Source organism: Pseudomonas sp. Pse35, from assembly GCF_024519715.1.
GTDB classification, from domain to species: domain Bacteria; phylum Pseudomonadota; class Gammaproteobacteria; order Pseudomonadales; family Pseudomonadaceae; genus Aquipseudomonas; species Aquipseudomonas paracarnis.
Genome location: NZ_JALJRP010000019.1, coordinates 49,968 through 76,660 on the forward strand (window position 1 = coordinate 49,968; position 26,693 = coordinate 76,660).

31 protein-coding genes and 2 tRNA genes are annotated in these 26,693 nt (G+C 58.2%); 22 read left to right on the forward strand and 11 right to left on the reverse strand.

Annotated features, from left to right (window positions below):
• Positions 1–4: 4 nt before the first annotated feature.
• The 18 genes from lolB (at position 5) to OC445_RS17000 (ending at position 12,596) form a co-directional block, all read left to right on the forward strand.
• Complete coding sequence (lolB, locus tag OC445_RS16915) at positions 5–622, forward strand: lipoprotein insertase outer membrane protein LolB (RefSeq protein ID WP_032893661.1); 618 nt, start codon at positions 5–7, stop codon at positions 620–622.
• 1 nt (position 623) lies between these two features.
• Positions 624–1,475 carry a 4-(cytidine 5'-diphospho)-2-C-methyl-D-erythritol kinase gene (gene ispE / locus OC445_RS16920; protein ID WP_034128083.1) on the forward strand — a complete coding sequence of 284 codons (852 nt, stop codon included), beginning with the start codon at positions 624–626 and terminating at the stop codon, positions 1,473–1,475.
• A gap of 37 nt (positions 1,476–1,512) precedes the next feature.
• Positions 1,513–1,587: transfer RNA gene (locus OC445_RS16925), tRNA-Gln, on the forward strand.
• A gap of 46 nt (positions 1,588–1,633) precedes the next feature.
• Positions 1,634–2,575 carry a ribose-phosphate pyrophosphokinase gene (locus OC445_RS16930; RefSeq protein WP_003171603.1) on the forward strand — a complete coding sequence of 314 codons (942 nt, stop codon included), beginning with the start codon at positions 1,634–1,636 and terminating at the stop codon, positions 2,573–2,575.
• A gap of 137 nt (positions 2,576–2,712) precedes the next feature.
• The gene (locus tag OC445_RS16935; protein ID WP_003188351.1) at positions 2,713–3,312 is read left to right on the forward strand and encodes a 50S ribosomal protein L25/general stress protein Ctc; all 600 of its coding nucleotides are present in this window, start codon (positions 2,713–2,715) and stop codon (positions 3,310–3,312) included.
• 167 nt (positions 3,313–3,479) lie between these two features.
• Entirely contained in the window at positions 3,480–4,064 is a 585-nt protein-coding gene (gene pth / locus OC445_RS16940; protein ID WP_054921813.1) for an aminoacyl-tRNA hydrolase, read from the forward strand.
• 22 nt (positions 4,065–4,086) lie between these two features.
• Positions 4,087–5,187 (forward strand): redox-regulated ATPase YchF, encoded by a 1,101-nt coding sequence (gene ychF / locus OC445_RS16945; protein WP_014716830.1) that lies wholly within the window; start codon positions 4,087–4,089, stop codon positions 5,185–5,187.
• Positions 5,188–5,557: 370 nt separating this feature from the next.
• Positions 5,558–6,475, forward strand: coding sequence for a sigma 54-interacting transcriptional regulator (locus tag OC445_RS16950; RefSeq protein WP_054921811.1), 918 nt, complete (start codon positions 5,558–5,560; stop codon positions 6,473–6,475).
• Positions 6,476–6,656: 181 nt separating this feature from the next.
• On the forward strand, positions 6,657–6,824 hold the full coding sequence (locus tag OC445_RS16955) for a hypothetical protein (RefSeq protein WP_034128085.1): 168 nt from the start codon (positions 6,657–6,659) through the stop codon (positions 6,822–6,824).
• Positions 6,825–6,877: 53 nt separating this feature from the next.
• Positions 6,878–7,240, forward strand: a complete 363-nt coding sequence (locus OC445_RS16960) for a hypothetical protein (RefSeq protein WP_057977397.1) — start codon at positions 6,878–6,880, stop codon at positions 7,238–7,240.
• A gap of 6 nt (positions 7,241–7,246) precedes the next feature.
• Entirely contained in the window at positions 7,247–8,035 is a 789-nt protein-coding gene (sctJ, locus tag OC445_RS16965; RefSeq protein WP_054897135.1) for a type III secretion system inner membrane ring lipoprotein SctJ, read from the forward strand.
• Positions 8,028–8,570, forward strand: coding sequence for a hypothetical protein (locus OC445_RS16970; protein ID WP_034128088.1), 543 nt, complete (start codon positions 8,028–8,030; stop codon positions 8,568–8,570). Before sctJ ends, OC445_RS16970 begins: the two co-directional genes overlap by 8 nt.
• 24 nt (positions 8,571–8,594) lie before the next feature.
• Positions 8,595–9,167 (forward strand): type III secretion system stator protein SctL, encoded by a 573-nt coding sequence (gene sctL, locus OC445_RS16975; protein WP_034128089.1) that lies wholly within the window; start codon positions 8,595–8,597, stop codon positions 9,165–9,167.
• Positions 9,168–9,271: 104 nt separating this feature from the next.
• Entirely contained in the window at positions 9,272–9,490 is a 219-nt protein-coding gene (locus OC445_RS16980; protein ID WP_034128090.1) for a hypothetical protein, read from the forward strand.
• A gap of 1 nt (position 9,491) precedes the next feature.
• The gene (locus OC445_RS16985; RefSeq protein WP_034128091.1) at positions 9,492–9,881 is read left to right on the forward strand and encodes a type III secretion system chaperone; all 390 of its coding nucleotides are present in this window, start codon (positions 9,492–9,494) and stop codon (positions 9,879–9,881) included.
• Positions 9,882–9,895: 14 nt separating this feature from the next.
• The gene (sctC, locus tag OC445_RS16990; protein ID WP_054921807.1) at positions 9,896–12,034 is read left to right on the forward strand and encodes a type III secretion system outer membrane ring subunit SctC; all 2,139 of its coding nucleotides are present in this window, start codon (positions 9,896–9,898) and stop codon (positions 12,032–12,034) included.
• Positions 12,031–12,234 (forward strand): HrpT family type III secretion system protein, encoded by a 204-nt coding sequence (hrpT, locus tag OC445_RS16995; RefSeq protein WP_054897139.1) that lies wholly within the window; start codon positions 12,031–12,033, stop codon positions 12,232–12,234. The genes sctC and hrpT overlap by 4 nt, the downstream gene beginning before the upstream one ends.
• Positions 12,231–12,596 carry a hypothetical protein gene (locus tag OC445_RS17000; RefSeq protein ID WP_034128094.1) on the forward strand — a complete coding sequence of 122 codons (366 nt, stop codon included), beginning with the start codon at positions 12,231–12,233 and terminating at the stop codon, positions 12,594–12,596. The genes hrpT and OC445_RS17000 overlap by 4 nt, the downstream gene beginning before the upstream one ends.
• Here OC445_RS17000 and sctU read toward each other — a convergent pair whose 3' ends face one another.
• Genes sctU through OC445_RS17055 form a run of 11 tightly spaced genes read right to left on the reverse strand, consistent with a single transcriptional unit; the run spans position 12,597 to position 22,739 of the window.
• Complete coding sequence (gene sctU, locus OC445_RS17005) at positions 12,597–13,694, reverse strand: type III secretion system export apparatus subunit SctU (RefSeq protein ID WP_198791005.1); 1,098 nt, start codon at positions 13,692–13,694, stop codon at positions 12,597–12,599.
• The gene (gene sctT, locus OC445_RS17010; RefSeq protein WP_057977401.1) at positions 13,691–14,479 is read right to left on the reverse strand and encodes a type III secretion system export apparatus subunit SctT; all 789 of its coding nucleotides are present in this window, start codon (positions 14,477–14,479) and stop codon (positions 13,691–13,693) included. Before sctT ends, sctU begins: the two co-directional genes overlap by 4 nt.
• A gap of 9 nt (positions 14,480–14,488) precedes the next feature.
• A complete protein-coding gene (gene sctS / locus OC445_RS17015; RefSeq protein ID WP_034128097.1) occupies positions 14,489–14,752 on the reverse strand; it encodes a type III secretion system export apparatus subunit SctS in 264 nt (87 codons plus the stop codon).
• Between the two features lie 7 nt (positions 14,753–14,759).
• Positions 14,760–15,416, reverse strand: a complete 657-nt coding sequence (gene sctR, locus OC445_RS17020; protein ID WP_262020224.1) for a type III secretion system export apparatus subunit SctR — start codon at positions 15,414–15,416, stop codon at positions 14,760–14,762.
• Positions 15,413–16,426 carry a FliM/FliN family flagellar motor switch protein gene (locus OC445_RS17025; RefSeq protein ID WP_034128099.1) on the reverse strand — a complete coding sequence of 338 codons (1,014 nt, stop codon included), beginning with the start codon at positions 16,424–16,426 and terminating at the stop codon, positions 15,413–15,415. Before OC445_RS17025 ends, sctR begins: the two co-directional genes overlap by 4 nt.
• Before the next feature lie 2 nt (positions 16,427–16,428).
• Positions 16,429–16,884, reverse strand: coding sequence for a type III secretion system HrpP C-terminal domain-containing protein (locus OC445_RS17030; RefSeq protein WP_054897141.1), 456 nt, complete (start codon positions 16,882–16,884; stop codon positions 16,429–16,431).
• The gene (gene sctO / locus OC445_RS17035) at positions 16,881–17,309 is read right to left on the reverse strand and encodes a type III secretion system stalk subunit SctO (RefSeq protein ID WP_054921802.1); all 429 of its coding nucleotides are present in this window, start codon (positions 17,307–17,309) and stop codon (positions 16,881–16,883) included. The genes OC445_RS17030 and sctO overlap by 4 nt, the downstream gene beginning before the upstream one ends.
• Positions 17,296–18,654, reverse strand: a complete 1,359-nt coding sequence (locus OC445_RS17040; RefSeq protein ID WP_034128102.1) for a FliI/YscN family ATPase — start codon at positions 18,652–18,654, stop codon at positions 17,296–17,298. Before OC445_RS17040 ends, sctO begins: the two co-directional genes overlap by 14 nt.
• Complete coding sequence (locus OC445_RS17045) at positions 18,651–19,556, reverse strand: FHA domain-containing protein (protein ID WP_034128103.1); 906 nt, start codon at positions 19,554–19,556, stop codon at positions 18,651–18,653. The genes OC445_RS17040 and OC445_RS17045 overlap by 4 nt, the downstream gene beginning before the upstream one ends.
• A 37-nt stretch (positions 19,557–19,593) precedes the next feature.
• A complete protein-coding gene (sctV, locus tag OC445_RS17050; protein WP_072446975.1) occupies positions 19,594–21,687 on the reverse strand; it encodes a type III secretion system export apparatus subunit SctV in 2,094 nt (697 codons plus the stop codon).
• Positions 21,684–22,739 (reverse strand): TyeA family type III secretion system gatekeeper subunit, encoded by a 1,056-nt coding sequence (locus tag OC445_RS17055; RefSeq protein WP_054921795.1) that lies wholly within the window; start codon positions 22,737–22,739, stop codon positions 21,684–21,686. Before OC445_RS17055 ends, sctV begins: the two co-directional genes overlap by 4 nt.
• Positions 22,740–23,002: 263 nt before the next feature.
• On the opposite strand from OC445_RS17055, the gene OC445_RS17060 reads away from it, so the two are divergent.
• From OC445_RS17060 to ggt, 4 genes are all read left to right on the forward strand, one after another.
• On the forward strand, positions 23,003–23,554 hold the full coding sequence (locus OC445_RS17060) for an RNA polymerase sigma factor (protein WP_054897146.1): 552 nt from the start codon (positions 23,003–23,005) through the stop codon (positions 23,552–23,554).
• A gap of 235 nt (positions 23,555–23,789) precedes the next feature.
• Positions 23,790–23,866 (forward strand) — tRNA-Met (locus OC445_RS17065).
• Positions 23,867–23,994: 128 nt separating this feature from the next.
• Positions 23,995–24,774 (forward strand): PhzF family phenazine biosynthesis protein, encoded by a 780-nt coding sequence (locus tag OC445_RS17070; RefSeq protein WP_072446973.1) that lies wholly within the window; start codon positions 23,995–23,997, stop codon positions 24,772–24,774.
• A 38-nt stretch (positions 24,775–24,812) separates the two neighbouring features.
• The gene (gene ggt / locus OC445_RS17075) at positions 24,813–26,642 is read left to right on the forward strand and encodes a gamma-glutamyltransferase (protein ID WP_198791003.1); all 1,830 of its coding nucleotides are present in this window, start codon (positions 24,813–24,815) and stop codon (positions 26,640–26,642) included.
• Positions 26,643–26,693 lie beyond the last annotated feature (51 nt).

Below are 26,693 nucleotides of genomic sequence, written 5' to 3' on the forward strand. Positions count from 1 at the left end.
ATTTATGTTCTTGCGCCACGTTATCGTTTTCAGCTTCATCGCCCTGCTCGCCGGTTGCGCGGGTATTGGCAGCCGTGAATCCGTTGAAGGCCAGGGCAACCCGGCACAATGGAAACAACACAAGGACCAGCTCAGCAGCATTGATGGCTGGCAGATCGAAGGCAAGGTCGGGGTGCGTGCGCCGAAAGACTCTGGCAGCGGCACGCTGTTCTGGCTGCAGCGCCAGGACTATTACGACATTCGCCTCTCGGGCCCCCTGGGCCGTGGCGCGGCCCGCCTGACTGGCAGGCCAGGGCAAGTGAGCCTGGAAGTGGCCAACCAAGGCCGCTACGAGGCAACCTCCCCGGAAGAACTGCTGGAGCAGCAGATTGGCTGGAAGTTGCCCGTCTCGCATCTGGTCTGGTGGGTGCGCGGCTTGCCGGCGCCTGACAGCAAGAGCCGTCTGAGCCTCAATGGCGACAGCCGCCTCGCCACCCTGGAGCAGGATGGCTGGCAGGTCGAATATTTGAGCTACGTGGAGCAAAGCGGCTATTGGCTGCCCGAACGTATCAAGCTGCATGGCACCGACCTTGATGTCACGCTGGTGATCAAGGACTGGCAACCGCGCAAGCTGGGGCAATAACGTGTCCGTACAAAAATTGACCCTGCCCTCCCCGGCCAAGCTCAACCTGATGCTGCACATCCTTGGCCGCCGTGAAGATGGCTACCACGAGTTGCAGACGCTGTTTCAGTTTCTCGACTACGGCGATGAGCTCACCTTTGCCGTGCGTGACGATGGCGTGGTTCAGTTGCACACCGAATTCGACGGTGTGCCCCACGACAGCAATCTGATTGTGCGGGCGGCCAAAAAACTTCAGGAACAATCCGGCTGCCCACTTGGCATTGATATCTGGATCGACAAAATCCTGCCCATGGGCGGTGGTATCGGTGGCGGCAGCTCAAATGCCGCGACCACTTTGTTGGGCCTCAATCACTTATGGCAACTGGGCTGGGACCACGATCGCCTTGCTGCGCTGGGCCTCACGCTGGGCGCCGACGTCCCGGTTTTCGTGCGGGGGCACGCCGCATTTGCTGAAGGCGTCGGGGAAAAACTCACCCCTGTAGAGCCCGAAGAACCTTGGTATGTCGTGTTGGTGCCGCAAGTATCTGTAAGTACAGCAGAAATTTTTTCAGATCCGTTGTTGACACGTAACTCTTCTCCCATTAAAGTGCGCCCCGTTCCCAAGGGAAACAGTCGAAATGACTGCTTACCGGTTGTAGCAAGGCGTTATCCAGAGGTACGTAACGCTTTGAATTTGTTAGGTAAATTTACCGAAGCAAAATTAACCGGAACTGGAAGTTGTGTGTTTGGGGGCTTCCCAAGCAAAGCTGAAGCTGATAAAGTCTCGGCCCTTCTTACAGAGACCCTTACAGGGTTTGTAGCAAAAGGAAGCAACGTTTCGATGTTGCATCGCAAGCTGCAAAGTCTGCTCTAAAAGGAACCGAGTGTTAGGCACTCGTTGCAACAGATACAGGGGCGTCGCCAAGCGGTAAGGCAGCAGGTTTTGATCCTGCCATGCGTTGGTTCGAATCCAGCCGCCCCTGCCATTTTCTAATACTCATCCAGGTTACCCTCAGCCTCTAGGTACTGCGCGTGTCCAAGATGATGGTCTTTACGGGGAATGCCAACCCCGATCTGGCTCGACGTGTCGTACGTCAGCTGCATATCCCTCTCGGTGACATCTCTGTCGGTAAATTCTCCGACGGCGAAATTACAGCCGAGATCAATGAAAATGTCCGCGGTAAAGACGTCTTCATTATTCAGCCGACCTGCGCTCCGACCAACGATAACCTGATGGAACTCGTCGTGATGGCTGATGCCTTCCGCCGCTCCTCAGCGACTCGAATCACAGCTGTAATCCCTTACTTTGGTTATGCCCGTCAGGATCGCCGTCCGCGCTCCGCACGTGTAGCTATCAGCGCGAAAGTCGTTGCTGACATGCTGACCGTGGTAGGTATCGACCGTGTGCTCACGGTTGACCTGCACGCTGACCAAATCCAGGGGTTCTTCGATATTCCAGTAGATAACATCTACGGCTCCCCCGTCCTGGTGGATGACATCGAAGACCAGCGCTTTGAAAACCTGATGATCGTGTCCCCGGACATTGGTGGCGTCGTGCGTGCACGGGCTGTTGCCAAATCCCTGGGCGTGGACCTCGGGATCATCGACAAACGCCGTGAGAAAGCCAATCACTCTGAAGTGATGCATATCATCGGTGATGTCGAAGGGCGCACCTGTATTCTGGTTGATGACATGGTCGACACCGCCGGCACCCTGTGCCACGCGGCGAAAGCCTTGAAAGAGCACGGTGCAGCAAAAGTCTTCGCCTACTGCACACACCCTGTGCTGTCGGGCCGAGCGATCGAGAACATCGAGAACTCCGTGCTGGACGAACTGGTGGTGACCAACACCATCCCGTTGTCCGCCGCAGCTCAAGCCTGTGCACGTATCCGCCAACTGGATATTGCACCGGTCGTTGCCGAAGCGGTTCGCCGCATCAGCAATGAAGAATCGATCAGCGCGATGTTCCGTTAAGGGTCAAACCAACGGATCACCTCACTGACGAAAAGCGCCCCGCCCCAGCATTCCGCTGGGGCGGGGCTTTTTTGCCCATATCGAGTTCGGCGCTGGTCGCAAACGCCCCTCGATGATGGCTATTTTGGAGATACAACATGAACGAATTTACTCTGAACGCCCAAGCGCGTACTGACCTGGGGAAAGGTGCGAGCCGCCGCCTGCGTCACGCCGCCAACATCCCAGCCGTTGTCTACGGTGGTAACAAGCCTGCTGAATCCGTGACCATCCTGGCCAAGGAAATCGCCAAGCTGTTCGAAAACGAAGCTGCCTACAGCCACGTTATCGAGCTGAACGTCGACGGCGCCAAGCAGAACGTCATCGTTAAAGCAATGCAGCGTCACCCTTCCAAGCAGTTCATCATGCACGCTGACTTCGTTCGCGTTGTAGCTGGCCAGAAACTGACCGCCATCGTGCCTGTGCACTTTGTGGGTGAAGAAGCTCCGGTCAAGAAAGGCGGCGAGATCTCTCACGTCCTGAACGAAATCGAAGTGACCTGCCTGCCGAAAGACCTGCCTGAGTTCATCGAAGTCGACCTGTCGGCTCTGGAAATCGGCGCCATCGTTCACCTGTCCGACCTCAAGGCCCCTAAAGGCGTTGAGTTTGTTGCACTGGCTCACGGTGATGACAAAGCTGTTGCCAACGTTCACGCTCCACGCGTTGCTCCAGAAGAAGCTGAAGAAGGCGCTGCAGAGTAATTCACTCTGTATTGCCGGAGCTTGAGGAAACATCGCGGACCGAAACGTAGCGAGAAAGCGGGCGATAACGCGGCGTTTACTCTTGAGTAAATGATGTAGTGTCGTCCACTTTCGCCGCATCTGGGTACGGCGATGTTATCCACAACTCCAAAGGAAGGGCCCCTGTCGTGACTGCCATTAAACTGATCGTTGGCCTGGGAAATCCAGGCGCCGAATACGAACAGACCCGGCATAACGCGGGGGCCCTTTTTGTTGAGCGTATCGCCCACGCCCAAGGCATCAATCTGGTGGTCGATCGCAAATATTTTGGCCTGACCGGGCGCTTCTCGCATCAGGGTCAGGATGTTCGTCTGTTGATTCCCACCACCTACATGAACCGCAGCGGCCAGGCTGTCGCGGCGCTTGCGGGCTTCTTCCGGATCAAACCCGAAGAAATCCTGGTGGCCCATGACGAACTGGACCTGCCACCCGGCGTAGCCAAGCTCAAGCTCGGCGGCGGGCATGGTGGGCACAATGGCCTGCGTGACATCATCGCGCAGTTGGGCAATCAGAATAATTTTTACCGTCTGCGGCTCGGCATTGGCCACCCAGGCGTTGCCAGTATGGTTTCAAATTTCGTCCTGGGTCGTGCGCCACGCGCCGAACAGGAAAAACTCGATGCCAGCATCGATTTTGCCCTCGGCGTGCTGCCGGATATCTTCGCCGGTGAATGGAACCGTGCGATGAAAAACCTGCACAGCCAGAAGGCTTGACTCTTATCCGAGGGGAAACACCATGGGATTCAATTGCGGCATCGTCGGCCTGCCCAACGTCGGCAAGTCCACCCTGTTCAACGCCCTGACCAAGTCCGGTATTGCGGCGGAGAACTTCCCCTTCTGCACCATCGAACCCAACAGCGGCATCGTACCAATGCCGGACCCGCGTCTTGACGCACTGGCGGCCATCGTCAATCCCAAGCGCATCCTGCCGACCACCATGGAGTTCGTCGACATCGCGGGCCTCGTCGCCGGCGCCTCGAAAGGTGAAGGCCTGGGCAACAAGTTCCTGGCCAACATCCGCGAAACCGATGCTATCGCCCACGTGGTCCGCTGCTTTGAAGACGAGAATGTGATTCACGTCTCCAACAGCGTAGACCCCAAGCGCGACATCGAGATCATCGACCTGGAACTGATCTTCGCCGACCTCGACAGCTGCGAAAAGCAACTGCAGAAAGTCGCGCGTAACGCCAAGGGCGGCGACAAGGATGCAGTGGTCCAGAAGGGCCTGCTGGAGCAGTTGATCGCGCACTTTACCGAAGGCAAACCGGCGCGCAGCCTGATGAAGAATATGGGGGCCGATGAGAAGGCCGTGATCAAGGGCTTCCACCTGCTGACCACCAAGCCTGTGATGTACATCGCCAACGTTGCCGAAGACGGCTTTGAGAACAACCCGCTGCTCGACGTGGTCAAGGCCATTGCCGACGAAGAAGGCGCCATCGTTGTTCCGGTGTGTAACAAGATCGAAGCGGAAATCGCCGAGCTTGATGACGGCGAAGAAAAAGACATGTTCCTCGAGGCCCTGGGCCTGGAAGAGCCGGGCCTGAACCGCGTGATCCGCGCCGGCTACGAAATGCTCAACCTGCAGACCTACTTCACCGCCGGTGTCGAAGAAGTCCGCGCCTGGACCGTCAAGGTCGGTGCTACCGCGCCACAGGCGGCTGGCGTGATCCACACCGACTTTGAGAAAGGCTTTATCCGCGCTGAGGTGATCGCTTACAACGACTTCATCCAGTTCAAGGGTGAAGCCGGTGCCAAGGAAGCCGGTAAGTGGCGCCTGGAAGGTAAGGATTACATTGTCAAAGATGGCGATGTGATGCACTTCCGTTTCAACGTGTAAGCGTTAGCTGAACCTCTGCCCGATACAAAAAAACCGACGCATTGCGTCGGTTTTTTATTGCCTCCTGTTTCTACCTGCCACCCAACTAAAAGCCCCACACATAGAAAACTTAATCACTCATAACCCTTGATCGATTTAAACGATGAATCCTTCAAGCCTTAAGTCTTCTCCTACACTAAAGATTCAACAACCATCAAGAATGCACTTGAACAATACAGCGCCCTGACATAGTTAATATTTGACACGCTCTCGCGCAGTGTTTTCATACTAATAAGCACGATGACATTTTTGATTATTTGCGCTCTACTGACCGCACGCCAACAGCGTTCTATCAACAGTGAAGTGATAGCGATAGTGGAGCACCCTGACTATGTCAGCCTCTTACAAGACAACAAATGAGACATACTTCCCTTCTGTTGAAACCTTGGATATCGAACGTACGCTCAAGAGTACCGCAGCGCTCGATATCGATATTTTGTTGTTGGGGGAGACGGGTACTGGCAAGGATACCCTGGCCCAACGAATCCATCGTTTGTCGAGGCGACGAGGTCATTTTGTCGCAGTGAACTGCGCCGCCATCCCGGAAAGCCTCGCAGAGAGCCAACTGTTCGGCGTCAACAGCGGCGCCTATACAGGAGCAGTGCAATCACGTGCGGGTTTTATCGAAACCGCACACCTGGGCACCTTGTATCTGGATGAAATCGACAGCATGCCGCTTTCCATGCAGGCCAAACTGCTACGTGTGCTGGAGTCACGTGGCGTCGAACGCCTGGGCTCAACCCGGTTTATCCCGGTGGACATGCGAGTCATCGCCTCTGCGCAACAATCCCTGCATGAGATGGTCGAGCAGGGAAAGTTCAGGCGCGACCTGTATTTCCGCCTGAACGTCGTAAATATCAATCTGCCTGCGCTGCGCAATCGCCGTGACCGAATCGTCCCGTTGTTCCTGAGTATGATTCAAGAGGAAGCCGAGCACTATAAGTGTCTCGCCCCAAACCCTTGCAGTGAGCTAGTCCAACAGTTGCTGTGCCATCCATGGCTGGGGAATGTGCGTGAACTGCGCTCGACTGCCAAACGTTTCGTGCTGGGTCTGGCGCCATTATCAAGCTCGCCCTCGAACGCTACAAACCAACCCACCAACCTGAAAGAACGCCTGCAACAAATCGAGAAAGCTCTGATTGAAGAGTCGCTGCGGCGTCATACCTACTGTGTGGATGAGGTGGCTGTAGAGTTGGGCATGGCAAAGAGAACGCTTTACTACCGAATGAAACAACTAGATATACAGTAGCCCGCTGCTCAGCCCACACCGAAGACACCTTCAGACACACCCTTTAAGTAAAAGCGGGAACCATATTCGAGCCTGAACCACACAAGGATGAGCCTGATATATTTAGTGCCTATCGGCAGCAACACTATTGCAACTACGCATCAAGGCTCAAATGTCATTTCTTAGATAGCGGAGCATCACTATGAGTATTTCTGGCATCAACCCGCAAAGCTACCACCCCCCGGTCACCGGTGGCGAGAACGCAGACCTTAAGGCAGAAAGGAAGCAACTGCTTCGCGAATCCATGAAAGAAAGCAATGAGGCGTTCAGGATCAGTGAGCAGAAAAAGAACAACGACGCGCTGCGTTAAATAGCTTCACCGCCCTTGGTCATCAAAGGGCGGGTTTCCCCTTAGAGGTCCATATGCAAATAGAAGAAGTCGACGTATTACGCGAATATCAAAACGGCCTTACAGCCCACAGGTCCCCTACCCAACCTACGCACCACAGCGAAGATGCGAGCTTTTTCAGCGCGTTATTGGCCCCCTCGATGCAACGGGTTACCGCCACGCCATCCGCGAACGCACTGACCGACGCTTTGCAGTATTTGGACAAGGCTAAAAGTGGTATGAGTCGAGGTCTCAAGGACTTCAACAATGAGTTCAAAGAAAAAAATCGGCTCAACTACACCCCCAATCTTTCAGACTCCATTCTACTGACCCAAACCCTGGTGAAGTGCGTCGGCAAGGGCGCGCAATGCCTAGAAAAAATCAGCAACCTGCAGTAGGAAAAAATGACTCGTTTTCTATCCGTCGGATTAGTTTTCTCGCTGGCGCTGATGCTGGGCGGCTGCGGCGAAAGTGTCGAACTGCATCGCCAACTCTCCGAGCAGGATGCCAATGAGGTCATCGCGGAACTGGCTGACAAACACATACGCGCACAAAAAGTGCCTGCCAAGGACGGCGTCGTGGTGCGTGTCAATGCAGCCGATATCAGCCGCGCCGTTCGCACACTGGAAGCGGTCGGATTGCCCAAGGTCGCCCGTGCCACGATGGGGGACACCTTCCGCAAGGAGGGCGTCATCTCTACGCCACTGGAAGAGCGTGCCCGGTATATCTATGCCCTGTCCCAGGAGTTGGAGGCGACCCTGTCAAACATCGATGGGGTCATCGTCGCTCGTGTGCACGTGGTGCTGCCCGAACGCGTGGCTCCCGGTGAGCCCGTCCAACCCGCCTCCGCCTCAGTGTTCATCAAACATGACCCACGACTGGAGCCCGACAGCATCCGCGCGCGCGTACGCAGGATGGTATCCAGTAGTATTCCTGGCATGACCACTGCACTGGATAACGCGCAGAAGCTCACGGTGGTTTTTGTACCGGCAACGGCTTACCAGGAACAACAACGCCTGAGCTACTTCGGTCCGTTCCTGATCCCTGAGGAAGACGTCGGTTTTTGGCGTACCGCTATGAGCGCTCTGGTTATCGGCGCGATACTGACACTCGCCTTGGCGCTGTTCTGGCGCATACGAAGCCAACGATCCAGGCAGGAACCTGTCGCCCCAGCGCCTCTAGCGAATGAGTGATCATCTGGCCTGGGCCCAATGGTGGGCCAGTCCGTGGCAGTTTTCGCACCCGGACGCGACCAGCGCTCACGCCTACCACGCAGTACCCGCCTTGTGCCGCAGCCAACCCGCGCTGGCGTGCGCAGCGTTGGGCATCGAGCCATGCCTGCCTCCCCCTCCCTGTGCAACGGTGCTTGGTTTGGCCCTGGCTTCACGGGAGCAGTTCGATCTGGCGATAGCACTGCTGGAGCTTACGTGCCATCCCAACCTCGACAGCCCCTTGTGCGATGAACACCGCAAGTGGTGTGAGCGCCTTGCCAAGGCGCTACACCCTGACGCCCTGTTGCAGCCGGAGGATGATCCAATGCAATTGCTGAGGGCCTGGGTCGAGCCTGCTGTCTGGCAACGCCTTCGTCTGCGCTTGCCGCCTGACCGGGTGCAGGCACTTGAAACCACACACCTGCCATTTGACGATGCGCATGGCCGGCTCAATACGCTGTGGCAGGCGATTGTCTGGCGTATCGACGCAACGGGTAGTGAAACAACTCGTCGTTAACGGCAACACACCAGAGCATTGTCTATGTTGACCCAACGTAAAATCGAATTGCACGACGGCGCTTCCGGGCAGCCAAAAGTACTGATTACCCGGGAGATGCTCGCCGATTGCTTTCAGTCCGCGCAGTTGCTAGATAGCGCACGGGCCCAAGCTGAAGAGCTGCTGCGCCAGGCGGTTGAGCATCGTGAAGAAATGCTTGAGCAGGCCCGCCTCGACTTCTGGTCACGCGCCCACGCGCAACTCAGTGCGTGGGAGCGCCAACGCAAGGCGATGTGTGACAACCTCGAACACTACGCAACATCCATCGCCAACCGAGCCTTCCACTGCCTGTTGGAGGAAGTGCCTCCCCCAAAGCGCCTTTCGGCATTGGTCAAACAGTTGGTAACGACGCAAATTCCACCTATGAAGGCCACCCTGGTTTGCAACCCGCTCGAGCATGAGCAGATAGCCCAAGCCTTGGTCCAGCTGGGCTCTACACCTTGGAAGCTTCGCCCCGATGACCAGGTCAAACCTCAATCGCTGTTACTGGAAACAGATGAAGGCGATTTTCGGATCGACTGGGCCTCGATGCGAGAAATATTGTTTACAAACGTGTAGGAACATAGCGGTAGAGGCAGGCGATATCTTTAAAAAAATTTCTTCCGATGGAACTGGTGGCAATCAACCCGCCACACAGTTCAGACACATCTGGAGTAAAAATCATGGACTTTCACGGAAACCTGAAAAACCATCTATTGAGGCAAGTTCAGGCTGATATCAAGCGGGTGAATACGGCCTATAAAGATCCGGAAGCGCTCGATGCAGATATCGATTACTTCAGCAACCTCATGAAACAACAGAAGCTCTCTGTCATCGCGTTCAACGAACACACGCGCTCCAGACATACACTGCTCAAAACAGCGCTGGATGGCGTGCAATAAGTTGCAAGCACTCCTTGCCGGTTGGCTGAATGGCCACGAAGAGCAGCTCACCTTGTTTGAGAGCGACGACGAAATCATCTTTCAACGCGTTTCGAACAGACTGCTGGTAAAGGTCCAGTTGACCCAGGCGGGTGACCACAAAGCCCAGTTGCGCACCTGGATGCGCTTGGGAGGCCCTAGCCTGAGCTATTTTCACGGTGCAGTTGCATTGGCGCCGACCACCGGTGCGCTTTGGCTTATTCAATGCGTGGAGAGGGGGCACGGCGAAGCGCTGGCGAAGTGTCTCGAGTCCCTCCTCAACCAACGCGACACCTGGCGCGCCGTCGTCGCGCGCCAGGCGCGGCCTGTACGCACATTCATATCCACGTCGCTGCGCTCGACACCGTACTAACCAGAGACTTTCCCATGCCTGATAAAAACGACAAGCACAAACGCTTGCGCCCTCACGTACCTGCTTTTACTCCCCGCGCCGCCTGGTGTTGGCTCATTATGCTGCCTGGGTGGCTGCTACCACTGGATAGCGCGCTGGCCGCAATACCTCCTGAGTGGAAGAACACGGCCTACGCTTATGAAGCCCAGCACAAGCCAGTGCGCGAAGTGCTGGAGGATTTTGCCCAGACATTTGGTACTCAGCTCCAGGTCGAGGGCCTGCTCGAAGGTAACGTCAACGGCAAGATACGCGCAAATACGCCGCAATCATTGCTCGACCGGTTGGGGGTCGAACACCGTTTCCAATGGTATATGTATAACAACACCCTCTATATCAGCACCCTGGACCAGCAAGAATCCGCGCGCCTGGAAGTCTCCTCCGAGACCATCGCGGACCTCAAACAAGCGCTGACCGATATAGGCTTGCTCGACAGTCGTTTCGGCTGGGGCGAGTTGCCGGAAGACGGTGTTGTGCTGGTCTCCGGCCCGAAGGTTTATATCGAACAGATCAAGCGCTTCAGCAGCCAGCGCCGTTCTACGGATGAAAAACAGAGCGTGCTGAGCTATCCACTGAAATTCGCCAGCGCGGCGGATCGCCAAATGGAATACCGCAACGAAAAAATCATCATCCCCGGTGTAGCCACCATGCTAAGAGGGCTCCTAGAACCGCGCTCACCCTCATCGTCTTCGGCGCAGTCTCAACGCTCCATCACCCAGCCCCCGTTCATCACACCGGTGGTGCCACGCTTGAGCAACCCGTTGCTGGGGCAAATGCTCGGCTCCACGCCGACAACCGGGTTGAACGACTCGACCGATACGGGCATGTCAATCACCCGGCGGGTCCCCCTCAGCCCTGCCCGTATCCGCGTCGAAGCCGACTTGCGCAATAACGCCATCCTGATTTATGACGTGCCGGAACGGCAGGCAATGTATCGCGAACTGATCACCCAGCTCGACGTGGCACGCAAACTGGTGGAAATCGATGCCATCATCCTCGACATCGAGCGCACGCAACTGCGAGAATTCGGGGTGAGATGGGGCTTTCAGAACAGTCGCTTCAGTGGCGCAGCCAACATGATTTCCGGCAACGCTCAGCTGACAATTGAAAACCGCGGTCGTTTCGACGCGGAGATACGCGCGCTGGAAGCCAAGGGCCTGGCAACCATGGTGTCCAATCCGTCAGTCCTGACACTGGAAAACCAGCCAGCGGTAATTGATTTCAACCGGACCCAATACCTGACTCGCGGTCGGCAGAACGCTACGATTTTACCGATCACCGTGGGTACCAGCTTCCAGGTCGTGCCCCGCGTCATCACGAGCCGTGGTGGCCATCAGATTCAGCTGTTGGTAGATATCGAGGACGGTAACTTCGAAGAGGCCAACCCTACTCCCGGCAGCTTCGATGTACGCCGAGGCAAAGTCAGCACCCAAGCCATCATGGCCGAAAAACGTTCGCTCGTGGTCGGTGGTTTCCATGTCACCGAAAGCACCGACAAGCACAGCAAAGTACCCCTGCTGGGGGATATTCCGCTGTTGGGCAAGGCGTTGTTTTCCTCCACTGAACGACAGAACAATCGGCGCGAACGGCTATTTATCCTCACGCCACGCGTTATCGGCGACCAGACCGACCCGTCACGCTACCTGCCCCAGGCAGACCAGGTCGAATTGCAAGCCGCTCTCACCCCCCTGGCCAGGCGCTACGACCCTCACCAGCCAGTGATCAAGCGCAGCGACATTATCAGTACCCTGGCGCACCTGGTCACCGGGCAAGTGCCCAAAGCCTTCAAGGTAGCGCCGATGCCCCTGGGGCTGAACACCTTGTGCAGTACCCGCAACTTGCTGGCGCTGAACACCGAGCGCAGCCAGTGGTACGCCGGCCCGCAGTACAACGTAGCCGTGGTGGTGCTGCGCAACCAGTTCAATCGCAATGTGCGCATCGACGAAAAGGAATGCAGTACTTCGCAAACCCTGGCCGTGAGTGTCTGGCCCCGCGCCTGGCTCAAGCCGGGCGAGGAAGCAGAAGTGTTTATCGCCATGCGCCCGGTGGTCAAGGATGAACACATCAGCGTGCCCCGTCCCTCCCTGATCACTCCAACTCAAAAGGCCAAGCCATGAAACATCGCTCGCTGTACGTCACCCTGATCGGCGCGGCGCTGCTCGTCGCCGGTTGTACGCCCACGTGCAAGGGCGACTCCTGCTCACGTCCGCAATCGTCCAAGGACAAGCTGGTGATTTGGTGGCCCTCACAAACGCGCGTCGAACCCGGCCCTGCCGGAGAGCGTCCGGACTATCAGACGGTGTCGCTGGAACGATGAGCGCCCAGGGAACCCCGGCCGATGAACGCCAGGTCTTCCTCGACAGCCTGGTGGGCGGCTCTGCCGCCCACCTGACGCTTGGCCCGGGGGTAACAGCCAGCAACATGCAAGCCGGAACCCGTCAGGGTCTGGCCCTGCACGTGGCTCGCGAGGCGCTGCAAGCCTCACAATTGCAGAACGCGCTGGAGCGGCGTTTCGAGCAGGCCGTGGCATTCGATGGCTGCTTTATCTACATTGACGCACAGGACGCGCTGGTGATCTGGCATGCACTGCCCCCACAGCCCAACCTGCTCGACAGGCTCCTCAGCCGAATGTTGTCGTTGGCCAACCTTGAAACCCTGGATGCGCGTACCCGGCGCTGATCAACGCAGATCAAGCTCCGGCAATTCCAGGGTTTCACGCTTGGCCTCATCATCAAGCTCGCGCAGGGTGCGGTAGATCAATGCCACGGCCTGCAGGGTTTCACGAGGAATTGTCGCCCCCAGCTTGTTCGTATACAGCGTACGGGCCAGCCACACGCACTGGATCACCGGTACATCAGCCGCTTTGGCGCGAGCGATCAACGCACGGGCGTCATCATCAGTCCCTTTGCTCACCAGCAGGGGCAGCGGCGTTTTGCCGGGGCGGTAATACAAGGCCACGGCAAAGTGCGTCGGGTTGACCACCAGCATATCGGACTCCTCCAGCTTGGGCAGCTTGACCTTCGGCTCCTCCTGGGCCAATTGCTGCGCCAGGGCGCGGCGCTGCCCCTTCACGTGGGGATCGCCCTCCATGTCCTTGTACTCTTTCATGACCTCGACCTGGGTCATGCGCATGCGCTTGGCAAAGAAGTATTTCTGCATCGCCAGGTCGATAAGCGCCAGCACCAGCAATAACCCGAGACAGGCATGCAGCAGATAGCGGAACAGGGCGATCAATCCCAGGAGGTAGCTTTGCAGATCGCTGGTGGCCATATTGATCAACGCCCCCAGGGAAGGCCAGATCACCACGTACAGGATCAGGCCCAGCAGTGTTGCCTTGACGATGCTCATCAACAGGTTCATTACCGACTGGGCAGAAAACATTTGCTTGAGTTGGCTGAGCGGGTTGAGACGATTGAAGTCGAGCTTCAAGGCGTCCGGCGCGAACAGAATCCCGAACTGTATCCAACTGCTGACCAGCTTCGTGATAATCGCCACCGCGGCCATCAACAGGGCGAAGGAGAAAAACAACATCAAACCTTCGACCATCACTTCTTCCAGCGCCTGCGGGAAAGGCAAGGACAGACGCGTGATCGGCAGCAGCATCAACTGCTGGAAACGTTGCAGGCTGCTCTCGGCGGTGAACAAGGCGATTTCGCTGATAGCTGTCAGCACCAGTAGCTTACCCACATCCTGGCTTTGGGCGACTTGGCCTTTCTTACGCTGATCACGCAGCTTCTTGGCTGATGCGGGGTGCTTCTTTTCCCCCGAATCACTCATGACAGCGAGACCTTGAAGAACACGCCCAGGGAGTGCTTGAGGTCTTTAAGCAAGCCCATGCGCCCGACGATCAGGTCCTGCAGCAACGCAAAATACAACAACAGCACACCGATACCCGCCAGGCTCTTGAGGGGCGGCGCCAGCGTACTCACTTGCAATTGCTGACTGTAGACCCCCAGCAGCGCGATGCCGAACTCCAGCAACAGCAGCACCGCAATAAAGGGGGCAGCGTAGAGCATCATGTGCGTGAAGGTATCGCCAAGCAGGCCGACAAATACATCGAACCCATCGGCAGCGGGCAGTGGAAACCACACCGTCGGTGGCCAGAGCAGATAGCTGTCCCAGATCACCTGCGTCAACGCCCCGAGGCCCATACTGGCCATCAGCAAAAAAATCGCCAATTGTTTGAACAGATGCCCGGCCGGCGTCGCGTCTGGCCCAAGCGAGGGGTTGAGCTGACCACCGGCCAAAGCGCCCCGCTGGTTATCCAGCAACGCCCCGACCGACTCGAACAGCCAGAACGGCATCGACAGCAACACGCCCAGCAATAACCCCAGGGCCAACTCTTTGAGGACCAGCCCTCCGAGCATCAGCGCCGAGTGTTCCTGGCCCTCCAGCAAGACATGAATGGCAGGTGCAGGCAGCAGTGCCATGACCACCACAATGGTGTGCCGCAGCATGCCGCGTATATGTTGAAAACAGAATGCCGCCACGAGGAAAGCGCAGGGGTAGATACGCGCCATGGCGACCAGCAGGGAGGGCAAATATTCAAGATATAACAGCACAGGCAGACCTCAGTGCAGGGCCGATCGACCGATCATGTCAAAGGTCAAGTTCATCAACTGGATCAACTCCACACCGATCCAGCGACCGGTCATGATCAGGGTGATCCCCACTGCCACCAGCTTGATACCGAAGGGCAACGTCTGGTCCTGGACCTGCATCAGTGCCTGCACCAGGGAGGTCATGACCCCCACCACCACCGCCACGATCAGCGGCGGCGCCGTCAGCATGACTACCAGCAACATGCCCTGCTTGAACAGTACGATGGGTTCCATAGGTCACTCAGAGATAGGAAAAGAACAGGCTGTCGAGCAACCGCGACCACCCGGAGACCATCACGAACAAGAGCAATTTGAGCGGCAGGGAAATGGTCATGGGCGAGACCATTTGCATACCCAAAGCCAAGAGGAGATTGGAAACGATCAGGTCAATCACGATGAAAGGGATATAGATCAGGAAGCCGATTTCGAACCCCGCCTGCAACTGTGACAGCACAAAGGCCGGCGCCAGCAGGATCAGGTCCTCACGTTGGACCTCCTGCACCATCTGCGCCGGCCACATGCGCATGGCATTTTCCAACAGGTGGGTAAGAATATCCGGGTCACTGTTGCGCAGCATGAAGGTGCGCAATGGTTTGATCGCCTCCATTCCCGTCTGTTGGAGTGCGCCTACGCTGGTCAGGTCCAGGGGCGACACCTTGACGATCTCGGCCATCTCATAGCCTACAGGCGCCATGATGAACAGGGTTGCCGCCAGGGCAATACCATTGATGGCCATGCCCGGAGGCACCTGCTGCACACCGATGGCATTGCGGGTGATCATCAGCACAATCACGATCTTCAGGAACGCCGTGCAGACGACCAACAGCATGGGCATCAACGACAGTGCCCCAAGAAATATTGCCAGGACGACCGGATCTATTCCCTGGAAACTATTCATCGAGAAAAGATCACGCGAGACATCTGCAGCCCCAGTCGCCCGTCCACTTCAACCAACTGGCCCAGGCCGAGGGGGCGGTCGCCGTAATAGAGACCGGCAGTGCCGGGGGCATAGCCGGCAACCCCCAACACCGCGCCGGGCGCAAGGTTGCGTAATTCGCCGAGGGTCAGGTTCAGCGTACCGCACCGTACATTGAGCGCCATGCTCAGCTCGTCGAATGGTTCATGCCCGAACACATCCATCACCGCTGTTTCATCCTCATGCTCTGAGTAGGGCTGTGTTGCAAAATCCTCATCCACAAACATATCCTCGATAGAAGTAAGGGTCAGGCGCATCGGCCCGGATTCAGCGTCGATCCAGCCCACCAGGCGCTGTTTGCCAACCTGCACGTGGCCGGTTCCCGACGCACTGAAAAAGGCTCGCTCAAGCACCAGCACGTCACCAGTCCGCAAGCCGCGCAGCTGGTGCATGGACAACCGCAGGTGCCCAAGCGTTACGTCAACCGCCAGCCGAAACTGCGCCGGCATCGGCTCAGCCCTGGATCGCCACGGCCCCGCCTTGCATAGCGCCAGAAAGCTCTCGACAGACAGCCACAGATAGCCCGCCACGCGAGAGGCCCCAAGCGTCACGCAGAGTCGACAACCAAAGTTCATGGGGCGAGCGCCTGGCAGCAAACGCAGGTACCCAAACAACGCCTGCACCTGAGGGCTCAGATGATGCTGGAACAACTCCCAGAACCAGGCGTCCGGATCATTCCCGGCCTGCTCGAGCGTCACGGGGCATTCACCCATCAAGCTGAACTGTGGTCCTGGCTCACTGAAGGCCAAGACGCCACAGGCGGTTTCGAAGCAGAGCGGCTGGATGCCCACAGGAGCAGTACCAGGCTCCATTCTCAACTCGCCACTCGACCCAGCGACCTCGAACGGCATACACAACCCTTGCCCCAAGCGCTGCCGGGCAACCGCAATATCGGTTTTGAATCTGGGAAGTATCAAAGGTGGCAGCATCATGCCTACGTCGATTTTGCCAGATACAAACTGACAGGCTGGCGCAGGCTCTGCGCCAACCGTTGCTCACATTGTTGGCGTACACCACTGAGCCAGTGCACCGTATTGTCTTGCTCTGCATGCAGCTCGACGTTCCAGCCCCCCTGCTCCCGGCGGATACTGGCGTTGATCCGCCCCAGGCGGCCCAGGTGAAAAACAGCCATCAACGGCCATTGCGAACCAACGAGCATTCGCGGCGCCAACTGCTCGGTCAGTGCCCCGATCATGGCGACATCGCCCGAGGCTTTGATTCCATTCAGAGACGCTCCATATCCCCCGCTGTCCTGGCCCCCATCGTCAAACAACCGGGCGAACAATCGCCCTTGCTCCCAAGGCACCAGGGTACCGAATTCAGGTGCACGATCATCGCGAGACTCGCGCGGACGCTGACGTTCAGGCGGACTAACTGAAACCTGTTTCATATCGGCTCCTGCCTCAGTAACTCAGATAACTCTTGTATTTTTTCTACCTGGCGCAAGCACAAGGTGACGTGTTTCTGCGCCTGGCCGACCCGTGCAGCCCGCTCTTGCTGCTGCTCTTGGAGTTGCAACAATTGGCCTTCTTCACGCCGGGTACCCGCCGATAATTGCCGCTCCTTGGCACTCCAGTTTTTCAGCGCCTTGAACGTCACCACCTGCCCCTGGTGCTGACTCAACAGCTGCGCGCATTGCCGGGCCTCTTCCAGGCGGGTTTGCTCGAGGATTTCCTGCGCTTCCCGGATATGCGCGACCAGCGCTTGCTGCGCCCTTTTTGCCTCACGCAGCGCACGCTCGGCGCGGTCTGCACGGTGTCGGCGCAAACGTCGCAGGGTATCGATTTCAGCCGGTAACACTTCAGAATGGGACATGGGCGGTCAGCTCAGCCAATTGGTCCATGGTGGCGGCAAGCGGCGAAGGTTCGCGCAAGTCCTGGCGCAGAAAGCCATCTACCGCCTGCCGACTGTCAACAGCCAGGTCGGTGAGTGCATCGTTGCCGGGCTGATATTCCCCCAACTTGAGCATCAGCTCGATCTGCTGGTAAGCCGACAGCAAGCGTCGTAGCGCCGTGCCGGCACGGATATGCACGGGCTCGGCAACATTGCTTAGAATCCGCGAAAGGCTGGCCAGGACATCGACCGCCGGGTAATGGCCGCGCTCGGCCAGCTTGCGCGACAGGACGATATGACCGTCGAGCAGAGAGCGCACCTCATCCGCTACCGGATCGTTCATGGAGTCCTGTTCGATCAACACTGTATAGATGGCCGTGATCACGCCTTCACGGGTCAAGCCGGCACGCTCCACCAGACGTGGCAGCAAACTGTAGACCGACGGCGGCAGACCACCGCGCCCCAAGGGTTCACCGGCAGCCAGGCCGATTTCACGTTGGGCCCTGGCAAAACGGGTCAGAGAGTCGATCAGCAACAGCACCCTCTGGCCCTTGCGCCGGAAACCTTCGGCCAGCGCAGTTGCCGTGAACGCAGCACGCGCGCGCTCCATGCTTGAGCGGTCGGAGGTTGCACACACCAACACGGCCTTGGCACGCAACTGCTCATCCAGTTCATGATCGAGAAACTCGCGCAGTTCCCGGCCCCGCTCCCCGATGAGACCGAATACGATCACATCGCACTCCACGTTACGGGCGATTTCGGCCAACAAGGTGGTCTTGCCACAACCGGCTCCGGCAAACAGCCCGACACGCTGGCCCTCCCCCAGAGTCATCAGGCCATCAATCGAGCGCACCCCCGTAGCCAGTGCGCGGTTGATCCGCGGCCGTTCGGTAGGAAGAGGCGCCTCGCATAACACTGTGGTCGCCCCAGGGGTGTCCGCTTCCACGAACGCGCTCACACCATCGCCCGCAATCGGGCGGCCAAAACCATCCAGCACCTGCCCCAACAACTCATCACCGACCCGGACCTGATGCGGAACCCCCAACCGCTCGACGCTGGCGCCTACACGCACGCCTTCAAGGTTGCCCAGGGCACTGAGCACCGCATCGCGCTGATCGAACCCGATGATCTCGGCGAGCATGTAGTCGCCCGGCCCTTTTTCGACTTTGCATAGGTCACCAATACGTGCCTGCGGCAACCGGCACTGCAGCAGCATGCCGTTCACGCGCTGGATACGACCGAGCATCGTCACCGGCGCGAAACTGCTCAACGCCTGTGACTGGTTCAGTTGCCAGGCCTCCAGACGCTCCTGCAGCGACCCCTTCACCAGCCCACCTCATAGCGTTGCTCGCCGTCAAAAACCACTTTGCTGTTATCGATCAAAACCAGGCGCAGGCCATCCACTTCATCACCCACGAATAAGCGGCTTCCTTCCTCCAGCACCACGTGGCCATTCGGGCCACCCACTATCTGCGAGATCTTGAACGGTAGCCTGCCTTCGCGTACCCGTACGCGACTGAGCACCGGCACCACAGTGTCGAATTGCTCGGCAAAACGGTCGAGCATGCGCGCAATCAGTTCCACTTCATCCTGGGAAACAACACCATTGAGGGCAATCTGACCATTGACGATCTGCAAGCTGACGCGCTGGAGCAATTCACGTTCGTTGAGCATCTTCATGAGTTGCTGACGCACCTCAGCGGGTGAGTCCAGCCCGGGTTTCTGAATGACCGCCGGCATCAGCGATGCCTGGGCCTCACGCTCACCGCTGAAGATAATGCCGACCGCAGCGATGATCACGGCGCATAGCAGAACCAGGCTGACCAAGCGTTTTTGCTGCAACAAGGGAATGGAAGACAGCGTCAGCGGCAATGGCGCCTGGGGCAAGGGCTCCGTTGCCGGCCGGGGCGGCTTGAGCACCGATGCCTGCCGCCAAGGATGATCGGCAGGGCAGACACACAAGCTGACGGGGCCAATCATAAACGGCGTGTTGAGTGCCAGATCGCCGATCTGCGCCAACATTTGCCCATCGCCGTTTTTCAGCAGCCCCGCTTCAGCCTGCACCGACCAGCGCCCTTCGAGCAATAGCAGGCGCGCGTGGTGCTCGGCGATACCGGGATCATCCAGCAAGAGATCAGCGTCCGCGTTGGCGCCAAGGCTCCACTGCTCACCAAACAGAGGCAGCGCGGCCCCTTGATGCAAACCATCCAACACTCGGAGTTCGAACATCAGTACGTCCCCCCGTACTCTGCAAGTAGCGCTGTGTTCATGCCAATGTCCCGTGCATCAACTCATCCTGGCCAAGGTCAAAACGCCCCAGCACCTTGACCTTGGAAGTGCTCCCCAGCTCGGCGAAAGACAACACCGGCACATGGTTGAACTCCTCAAGCAACAAGGTGCGCAAGGGGCTGCGCAAATCCTGCGCCACCAACAACACACTTTTTATTTTTGCCCGTGCGCTGAAGGCCTGGTTGAGCAGGTTGACCAGCGCAGCGCTATTATCGCCGTCGAGTGCAAAGAACACCCCGGTCTGGGTCTGGCGCAGCGCCTCGCGCAGGATGTTTTCGGTATGCGGTGACAACAGCCAGGCATGCAGCCCATCGGCCTCGCTGTACTGGTGGTAGATCTGCGACTTGAGGGCAATGCGCGCATAGTCAGCCAGTGCTTCCGGCTCGCGTTCGTGCTGGCCGTATTCGATCAGCGATTCGACAATCAACCTCACGGCGCGCAGCGGAACCCCTTCGCTGGCCAGGCGTTGCAGCACCGCCGAAAAGCGCGAGATCGGCATGATGCGTTGCAGTTCCTGCACCAGCTCGGGTTGGTTGTTCTCAAGCCAACTGAGGATCGACTTGCTCTCTTGAATCCCCAGGAACTGCGGCCCGCTGAGCATCATCGCCTTCTTCATGCGGTCGACGATCAGGCTCGTCGCCGTGAAGCGCTCCAACTGCGTGTCATTGAGCAGTGGGTCGTCGGGTGGCAGCCAGAGCCAATCCTGTTCATTGCGCTCGGCCAATCCCGGTACGCCATGCTCAGGCTCAACCGTCAGGGCGCTGCGCTCCACGGCAACGTGCTGGACCACCGACGCCTTGACCATGGGTACCTCATGGACGCAGAAGCGCATTTCATCATCGTCCAGCGAGTCATCGATCTCGACTTCAAACGGCGGCAACGTCAGGCCAATATTGGCAACCAGGGAGTTTCGAACCTGACGGATTCCGTGAATAAGATCGGTCACCTCAGGCGTACCGCGCAAAGCCGAGGGAAATTGCAGCAGATAGGGCCGGGACGGATCAAACCCGCGCAGATCCTCTTTGCCATTTTCTTCAGGCCGCACGGCTTCGACGGCTTCGGCTTCTGGCTGCGCTTCACGTCGGCGCCGACGGTCGAGGTAATAACCCAAGGCGCCGGTCATCATCGCCAGCAGAATAAACACCAGGGTCGGCATACCAGGCACGATCGCAAACACCAGCATGGCCACCGAGGCGATCATCCAGCTCTTGGGCTCACTGGTCATCTGGCGTGCGATCTCGGCGCCCATGTTCGTGATGCCCTTGCGCCCTTCCGGCGCCACGCGGGTAATGATCATGCCGGCGGTGAGAGAGATCAACAGCGCCGGTATCTGCGCAATCAGACCATCGCCAATCGTCAGCACCGAATACAGCGCCATTGAATCGGCGGCGCTCAAGCCGTGCTGGAACATACCTGTGGAGAAGCCGCCCAACAGGTTGACCACAACGATGATCAACCCCGCGATGGCATCCCCCTTGACGAATTTCATGGCACCATCCATGGCCCCGAACAGCTGACTCTCGCGGGACAACTGCTCACGCTTGTCCCGCGCTTGCACGCCGTCAATCAAGCCGGCACGCAAGTCACTGTCGATGGACATCTGCTTGCCCGGCATTGCGTCCAGGCTGAAGCGCGCCGCCACTTCGGCAACCCGCTCAGAGCCCTTGGTGATCACCAGAAAGTTGACCAGAGTCAGGATCAGAAAGATCACCATCCCAACAGCCAGGTTGCCGCCCACTACGAAATTACCGAAGGCCTCAACGATATCGCCGGCGTCCTGTTCGAGCAGGATCAAGCGCGTCGTTGCGATCGACAACGCCAGGCGGAACATGGTGGTCAGCAACAAAATCGACGGGAAGGAAGAGAACGCCAAAGGCCCGGGCAAGTAAAGCGCCAGCATGATCAGCAGGCAGGCAATACAGATATTCAGCGCAATCAGAATGTCCACCAGCCAGGTAGGCAGCGGCACGATGAAAATGAACACAATGGCCATGATCACCACCGCGCCCAAGACCTCGGCACGCTGCGCCACCTTGAGCAGTACACCGTTGAGGGTGGACAGCACGCTCACGCCAGGATAGTCGAATTAGGAAAACCAGGGCGTATGCGTTCGAGGCGAGCAAGCTCGTCCATCACCAGCAGAAAATTGTGCAGCGCCTCTTGGCGTGATTTGCTATCCGGCCACAAGGCCTCGGGCAACTTTTGAAACAGCTTATAAAGCGCATTGAGAGACACGAGTTTTGATGTGCTGGCCCCCATATCTTCAGCCAGGCGCATGACTTCATTTGTCACGATGCCGGTGTCTGCATAACCCAGCATGCGTCGCAGCAGGCTTACCGCATGCATTTCGATTGCAAGGTTCTGAATCAGCTCACGACAGCTGCATAACACCCCGCTCAATGCGCCACATTTGCCCAGTCCTGTCAGCAAGGTGCGCAACATTGCCGTAGGGACGGAGGACACATGGGCGGCAATGTCGGCCGTCAGGGCGCTGGACATCATTTTCAACCCATGTGCAAAACGGTCGTCACTGTAGATGCCGAGCAGCGCGTGCATCATGGTCGCCAGGGATTGCCGTGTCACCACACTGGCGTAATAGAGCGCGCGCAGCGCCTGGAGCTCTTCTGGATCGCCACTCTTCTTATGCAAGGCCATGGCAATATTCAGGCCCGCCTGGATCTCCCCTTTGAAGCGGATCTCCAGCTTGGCAATTGCATCCCGCGCCAGGTCGGCTTCGGAGTTGCGCACGTCGGCCTCGGCCTGCCCGCACACCGCCTTGAGTACCACGAAGGTGCGCGCCGGATCACCGCCAGTGAGCTCCAGCAATGTATCGATGCTGGGTTGCGTGAGTAATTTCTGCCTGATTCGACGTACTACCGCGGCAAAGCTTTCCTGGGCCGGATGCCCCAACTGCTCATAGAGCTGCGCGAGCACCTGGACAGGAGGCACACGCACGTCAATTACACGCTTATCCAACGTACGACTGCTGGATTCCACCTCCTGACTGAAGTGCAGAGAAAGATCATCGACACCTTGGCCTGGCTCAGGTTTGGCGGCCGGGCTAGCGGTGGGGAGTTCCACCCGCGGGGTCATTGGCACTTCGTTGGTAGATTCGACTTTCATGGGCAGGCCAGTACAGGAAGAGAGTGTCCATATGTGGTCAGGCCCGCCCAGATGGTTCCACTGAAACTCACTCATCCAACAAGATGAAAAAACCCGCACAGGTCCCTGGTGCCTTTTGCAAATTACTGCACAAAACCACCACGACCATAACGTATTTATTTATATAAATCATATGGTTACACAATGATTCTCCTTTGGCACAGGCAGTGCAAAAGAGGTAACCGCCGAAACTATTTCGACTGCGTCTACCTTAAGGAAAAATCATGAATATCCCTATTGAAGCCCTCGTTCACCTTGGTGGCAGTTCGCCTCAATTCATGCTCCATCTGACAGACGATCAACAGAAAAAACTTCGCCGTTTCATTCACAAACGGGTCCTGAACCCGGAAGACGCGGATGATCTTTTGCAATTGACTTACCTGGAGGCCTGGCGCAATCGCGAACGTTTCAGTGGTACCGCGACACTCAGTACCTGGATGTGCGGCATCGCGCAGAACCTGATCCGCAATCACTTCCGGCGCCTGTATGCCAAGCCTGCACATTGCGAATTCGACGAGTCGCTGTGGCATGGCCATGAAGAAAACCACAGCCTGGACTGGGAGTTCGAAGTCAACCGGCGCTTGGAAAATACCCTGAGTGCGATTGACCACTTGCCGACCGAGATGCGCAGAACACTGTACGCCTCGCTGGAAACCGACGGCAGTTACCAGGACACCGCCGATGTACTGGACATTCCTATCGGCACCGTGCGCTCGCGCTTGTCACGGGCCCGCGAACAGCTCAAGCGCGTCACCCACCCCCCACTGCATCGGTAAGTTGAGTTAGCCAGTCACGTGTTGGGCGACAGGGATATCTGCCCAACACTGTCGGACATGGCCTGCGAGTAAACCTTCGAAAACGCCAAGCGCTTCCACTCCCCTCATCCACAACGCATTCGTCACCGCCCGTCGCCAAAACCAGCGCTTTGGCTTAAACAGTTGAAAGCGTAGAAAAAAATTCTACAAAAACGCTTGACGCATTGCCGTTCCAAGCGAATAATGCGCGCCACTTGGCTACATAGCTCAGTTGGTTAGAGCATAGCATTCATAATGCTGGGGTCCGGGGTTCAAGTCCCTGTGTAGCCACCAAGTACTAAAAACGGCTTACCGAAAGGTAGGCCGTTTTTTTATGCGCGCAAAAAACTCCCTAACTGTATTTTGACGCCCCCCTACCCCACTGTTAGTGTCCAGCCTCCCCTGAACACGGAGTGCCCCCGATGCAACTGGACATCTACCAAGTCGACGCTTTCAGCCACCATCCCTTCGGCGGCAACCCGGCAGCAGTGTGCCCGCTCACCGAGTGGCTGCCCGACGAGCAACTGCAGCAGATCGCGGCCGAGAATAATCTTTCGGAAACCGCATTCTTTGTACCCCGTGGCGAGTTCTATGAGTTGCGCTGGCTCACGCCGGAAGTTGAGGTGGACCTGTGCGGCCATGCCACGTTGGCAGCCGCGTGGGTATTGATCCACAAATTGGCGGACGCCCCGCAGGTTCTTCGCTTTGCCACCCGTAGCGGCGAGTTGCGGGTAACGCGCAACGGCGATGAGCTGGCGATGGATTTTCCGGCAAAGAAACCCGAACGCTGCGAGCCGCCCCACGGCATGTTGAGTGCCCTGGGGCTTGAAACCGCCGAGGTGTTTGGCACCGACGACTATATTGTGCTGGTGGAGGATGAAGCGCAGGTAGCGGCCCTGGCACCGGACTTTGCGCGACTCAAGGGCCTGCCTAAACGCGGCATTGCGGTGACCGCCAAGAGCACGCGGTTTGATTTTGTCTCGCGCTGGTTCGGCCCGAATGTGGGCGTCAATGAAGACCCGGTTACCGGCTCGGCGCACACCTCGCTGGCACCGTTCTGGGCCGAGCGCCTGGGCAAGCCGCAATTGAGCGCCGAACAAGGCGGCCAGCGTAAGGGCCAGTTGCGCTGTGAACTCCAGGGTGACCGGGTGATTATTTCCGGCAAGGCCGTGCTGTACATGCAAGGCACGATTTACCTGTAAAAAACGCAGTAGCCCAAGGACCACAGCACCTTCTCAACATGAACGGAGTTCAGCGCGTGTTTTTGATTTCCCGCCGCAGCCTGACAGTCATCGCCGCAACCCTGGCCCTCGCAGCCTGCCACACGCCCGTCAACGAACAGCCTGCGGCGCCAGAGCTGGGTTCGGGCTATCGCACCGACCTGAGCACCCGCCACGCCGAGCGCCATATGGCCGCCGCCGCCAACCCACTGGCCGCTGAAGCCGGGCGTGAAATGCTGCGTCAAGGCGGCTCAGCCATTGATGCGGCGATTGCCATGCAAGCGGTATTGACTCTGGTGGAACCGCAATCGTCCGGCATCGGCGGCGGTGCATTCATCATGCTGTGGGATGGACAACAGGTGCAGGCTTATGACGGCCGTGAAACAGCACCGGCCGGGGCGACAGAGCGTCTGTTCCTGAAGGCCGACGGTACGCCGATGGCGTTCACGGATGCGCAGATTGGCGGGCGCTCGGTGGGTACGCCGGGCGTACTGCGCGCCCTGGAGATGGCGCACAAAAAGAGCGGCCACCTGCAATGGGCCAAGCTGTTCGAGCCGGCAATTCGTCTGTCGGAGCAAGGCTTTGCCATTTCCCCACGCTTGCACAGCTTGATCGCCGCTGACCGCTTTATCGCGCAATCACCCGACATGGCGGCGTACTTCCTGAATGCCGACGGCTCGCCAAAAGCCACCGGTACACGATTGAAAAACCCGGCACTGGCCGCGGTGTTCAAGCGCATCGCCAAGGAAGGGCCGGATGCGCTATACCAAGGCCCGATTGCCGATGAAATCGCACGCAAGGTACAGGGCCATCGCAATGCCGGCAGCCTGTCCCAGGCCGACCTCAAGGGCTACACCGCCAAGCAGCGCGCACCGCTGTGCACCGACTACAAACAATGGAAGGTCTGCGGCATGCCACCGCCGTCCTCGGGCGGGATTGCCGTGGCGCAGATCCTGGGGACATTGCAGGCGCTGGAAACCCGCGACCCACGCCTGGCCATCGCCCCCATGACACCGGTCAAGAGTGTTTCGCCGGCCGGGCTTGAGCCGACACCCGAGGCCGTGCACCTGCTCGCCGAAGCCGGGCGCCTGGCCTTTGCCGACCGCGCGCTGTACGTGGCCGATGCAGACTTCACCCCCGTCCCGGTCGCCGGCCTCGTCGCGCCAGGTTACCTGGCACAACGCGCCACGCTGATCGGCGAGCGCAGCATGGGCATCGCCAAGCCCGGCCAACCCGCCGGTATTCAGGTGGCGTACGCACCAGACCGCTCGCCGCTGCGCATCTCCACCTCACAGGTAGTGGCGGTGGACGACCAGGGCGGCGCCGTGTCGATGACCACCACGGTTGAAGCGGCATTCGGCTCTCACGTGATGGTCCAGGGCTTTTTGCTCAACAACCAGATGACCGACTTCTCGTTCATCCCCGCAGAAAACGGCCAGCCTGTGGCCAACCGCGTACAACCGGGTAAACGCCCACGCTCGGCCATGGCGCCGACCCTGGTGTTCGACCGCAAGACAGGCGAACTGCTGGCTACCGTCGGCTCCCCCGGCGGCTCGCAGATCATCGAGTACGTGAGTAAATCCCTGGTGGCCATGCTCGACTGGAAGCTCGACCCGCAGGCGGCCATCAGCCTGCCTAACTTCGGCAGTCGCAATGGTGCTACCGAGTTGGAAGCTGGGCTGTTCAGCCCGGCGCTGAAACAGGTGCTCAAGGACAAGGGCCACGCCCTGAGCGAGATCGAGATGACCAGCGGCGTGCAGGCCATCGTGCGCACACGGGATGCCCAGGGCAAGGTGACGCTCAGTGGTGGCGCTGATCCTCGGCGTGAAGGTGAGGCGTTGGGTGATTAAGGTGTTGATCTATCCGTACAGGCTTATAAAAAAAGACCTGCAACCTTACGC

Coding starts and splice junctions, on each gene's coding strand:
- lolB (WP_032893661.1), top strand. CDS start 5: ATGTTCTTGCGCCACGTTATCGTTTTCAGCTTCATCGCCCTGCTCGCC.
- OC445_RS16935 (WP_003188351.1), top strand. CDS start 2,713: ATGAACGAATTTACTCTGAACGCCCAAGCGCGTACTGACCTGGGGAAA.
- ychF (WP_014716830.1), top strand. CDS start 4,087: ATGGGATTCAATTGCGGCATCGTCGGCCTGCCCAACGTCGGCAAGTCC.
- OC445_RS16950 (WP_054921811.1), top strand. CDS start 5,558: ATGTCAGCCTCTTACAAGACAACAAATGAGACATACTTCCCTTCTGTT.
- OC445_RS16955 (WP_034128085.1), top strand. CDS start 6,657: ATGAGTATTTCTGGCATCAACCCGCAAAGCTACCACCCCCCGGTCACC.
- OC445_RS16960 (WP_057977397.1), top strand. CDS start 6,878: ATGCAAATAGAAGAAGTCGACGTATTACGCGAATATCAAAACGGCCTT.
- sctJ (WP_054897135.1), top strand. CDS start 7,247: ATGACTCGTTTTCTATCCGTCGGATTAGTTTTCTCGCTGGCGCTGATG.
- OC445_RS16970 (WP_034128088.1), top strand. CDS start 8,028: ATGAGTGATCATCTGGCCTGGGCCCAATGGTGGGCCAGTCCGTGGCAG.
- sctL (WP_034128089.1), top strand. CDS start 8,595: ATGTTGACCCAACGTAAAATCGAATTGCACGACGGCGCTTCCGGGCAG.
- OC445_RS16980 (WP_034128090.1), top strand. CDS start 9,272: ATGGACTTTCACGGAAACCTGAAAAACCATCTATTGAGGCAAGTTCAG.
- sctC (WP_054921807.1), top strand. CDS start 9,896: ATGCCTGATAAAAACGACAAGCACAAACGCTTGCGCCCTCACGTACCT.
- hrpT (WP_054897139.1), top strand. CDS start 12,031: ATGAAACATCGCTCGCTGTACGTCACCCTGATCGGCGCGGCGCTGCTC.
- OC445_RS17000 (WP_034128094.1), top strand. CDS start 12,231: ATGAGCGCCCAGGGAACCCCGGCCGATGAACGCCAGGTCTTCCTCGAC.
- sctU (WP_198791005.1), bottom strand. CDS start 13,694: ATGAGTGATTCGGGGGAAAAGAAGCACCCCGCATCAGCCAAGAAGCTG.
- sctS (WP_034128097.1), bottom strand. CDS start 14,752: ATGGAACCCATCGTACTGTTCAAGCAGGGCATGTTGCTGGTAGTCATG.
- sctR (WP_262020224.1), bottom strand. CDS start 15,416: ATGAATAGTTTCCAGGGAATAGATCCGGTCGTCCTGGCAATATTTCTT.
- OC445_RS17025 (WP_034128099.1), bottom strand. CDS start 16,426: ATGATGCTGCCACCTTTGATACTTCCCAGATTCAAAACCGATATTGCG.
- OC445_RS17030 (WP_054897141.1), bottom strand. CDS start 16,884: ATGAAACAGGTTTCAGTTAGTCCGCCTGAACGTCAGCGTCCGCGCGAG.
- sctO (WP_054921802.1), bottom strand. CDS start 17,309: ATGTCCCATTCTGAAGTGTTACCGGCTGAAATCGATACCCTGCGACGT.
- OC445_RS17045 (WP_034128103.1), bottom strand. CDS start 19,556: ATGTTCGAACTCCGAGTGTTGGATGGTTTGCATCAAGGGGCCGCGCTG.
- OC445_RS17055 (WP_054921795.1), bottom strand. CDS start 22,739: ATGAAAGTCGAATCTACCAACGAAGTGCCAATGACCCCGCGGGTGGAA.
- OC445_RS17060 (WP_054897146.1), top strand. CDS start 23,003: ATGAATATCCCTATTGAAGCCCTCGTTCACCTTGGTGGCAGTTCGCCT.
- OC445_RS17070 (WP_072446973.1), top strand. CDS start 23,995: ATGCAACTGGACATCTACCAAGTCGACGCTTTCAGCCACCATCCCTTC.
- ggt (WP_198791003.1), top strand. CDS start 24,813: ATGAACGGAGTTCAGCGCGTGTTTTTGATTTCCCGCCGCAGCCTGACA.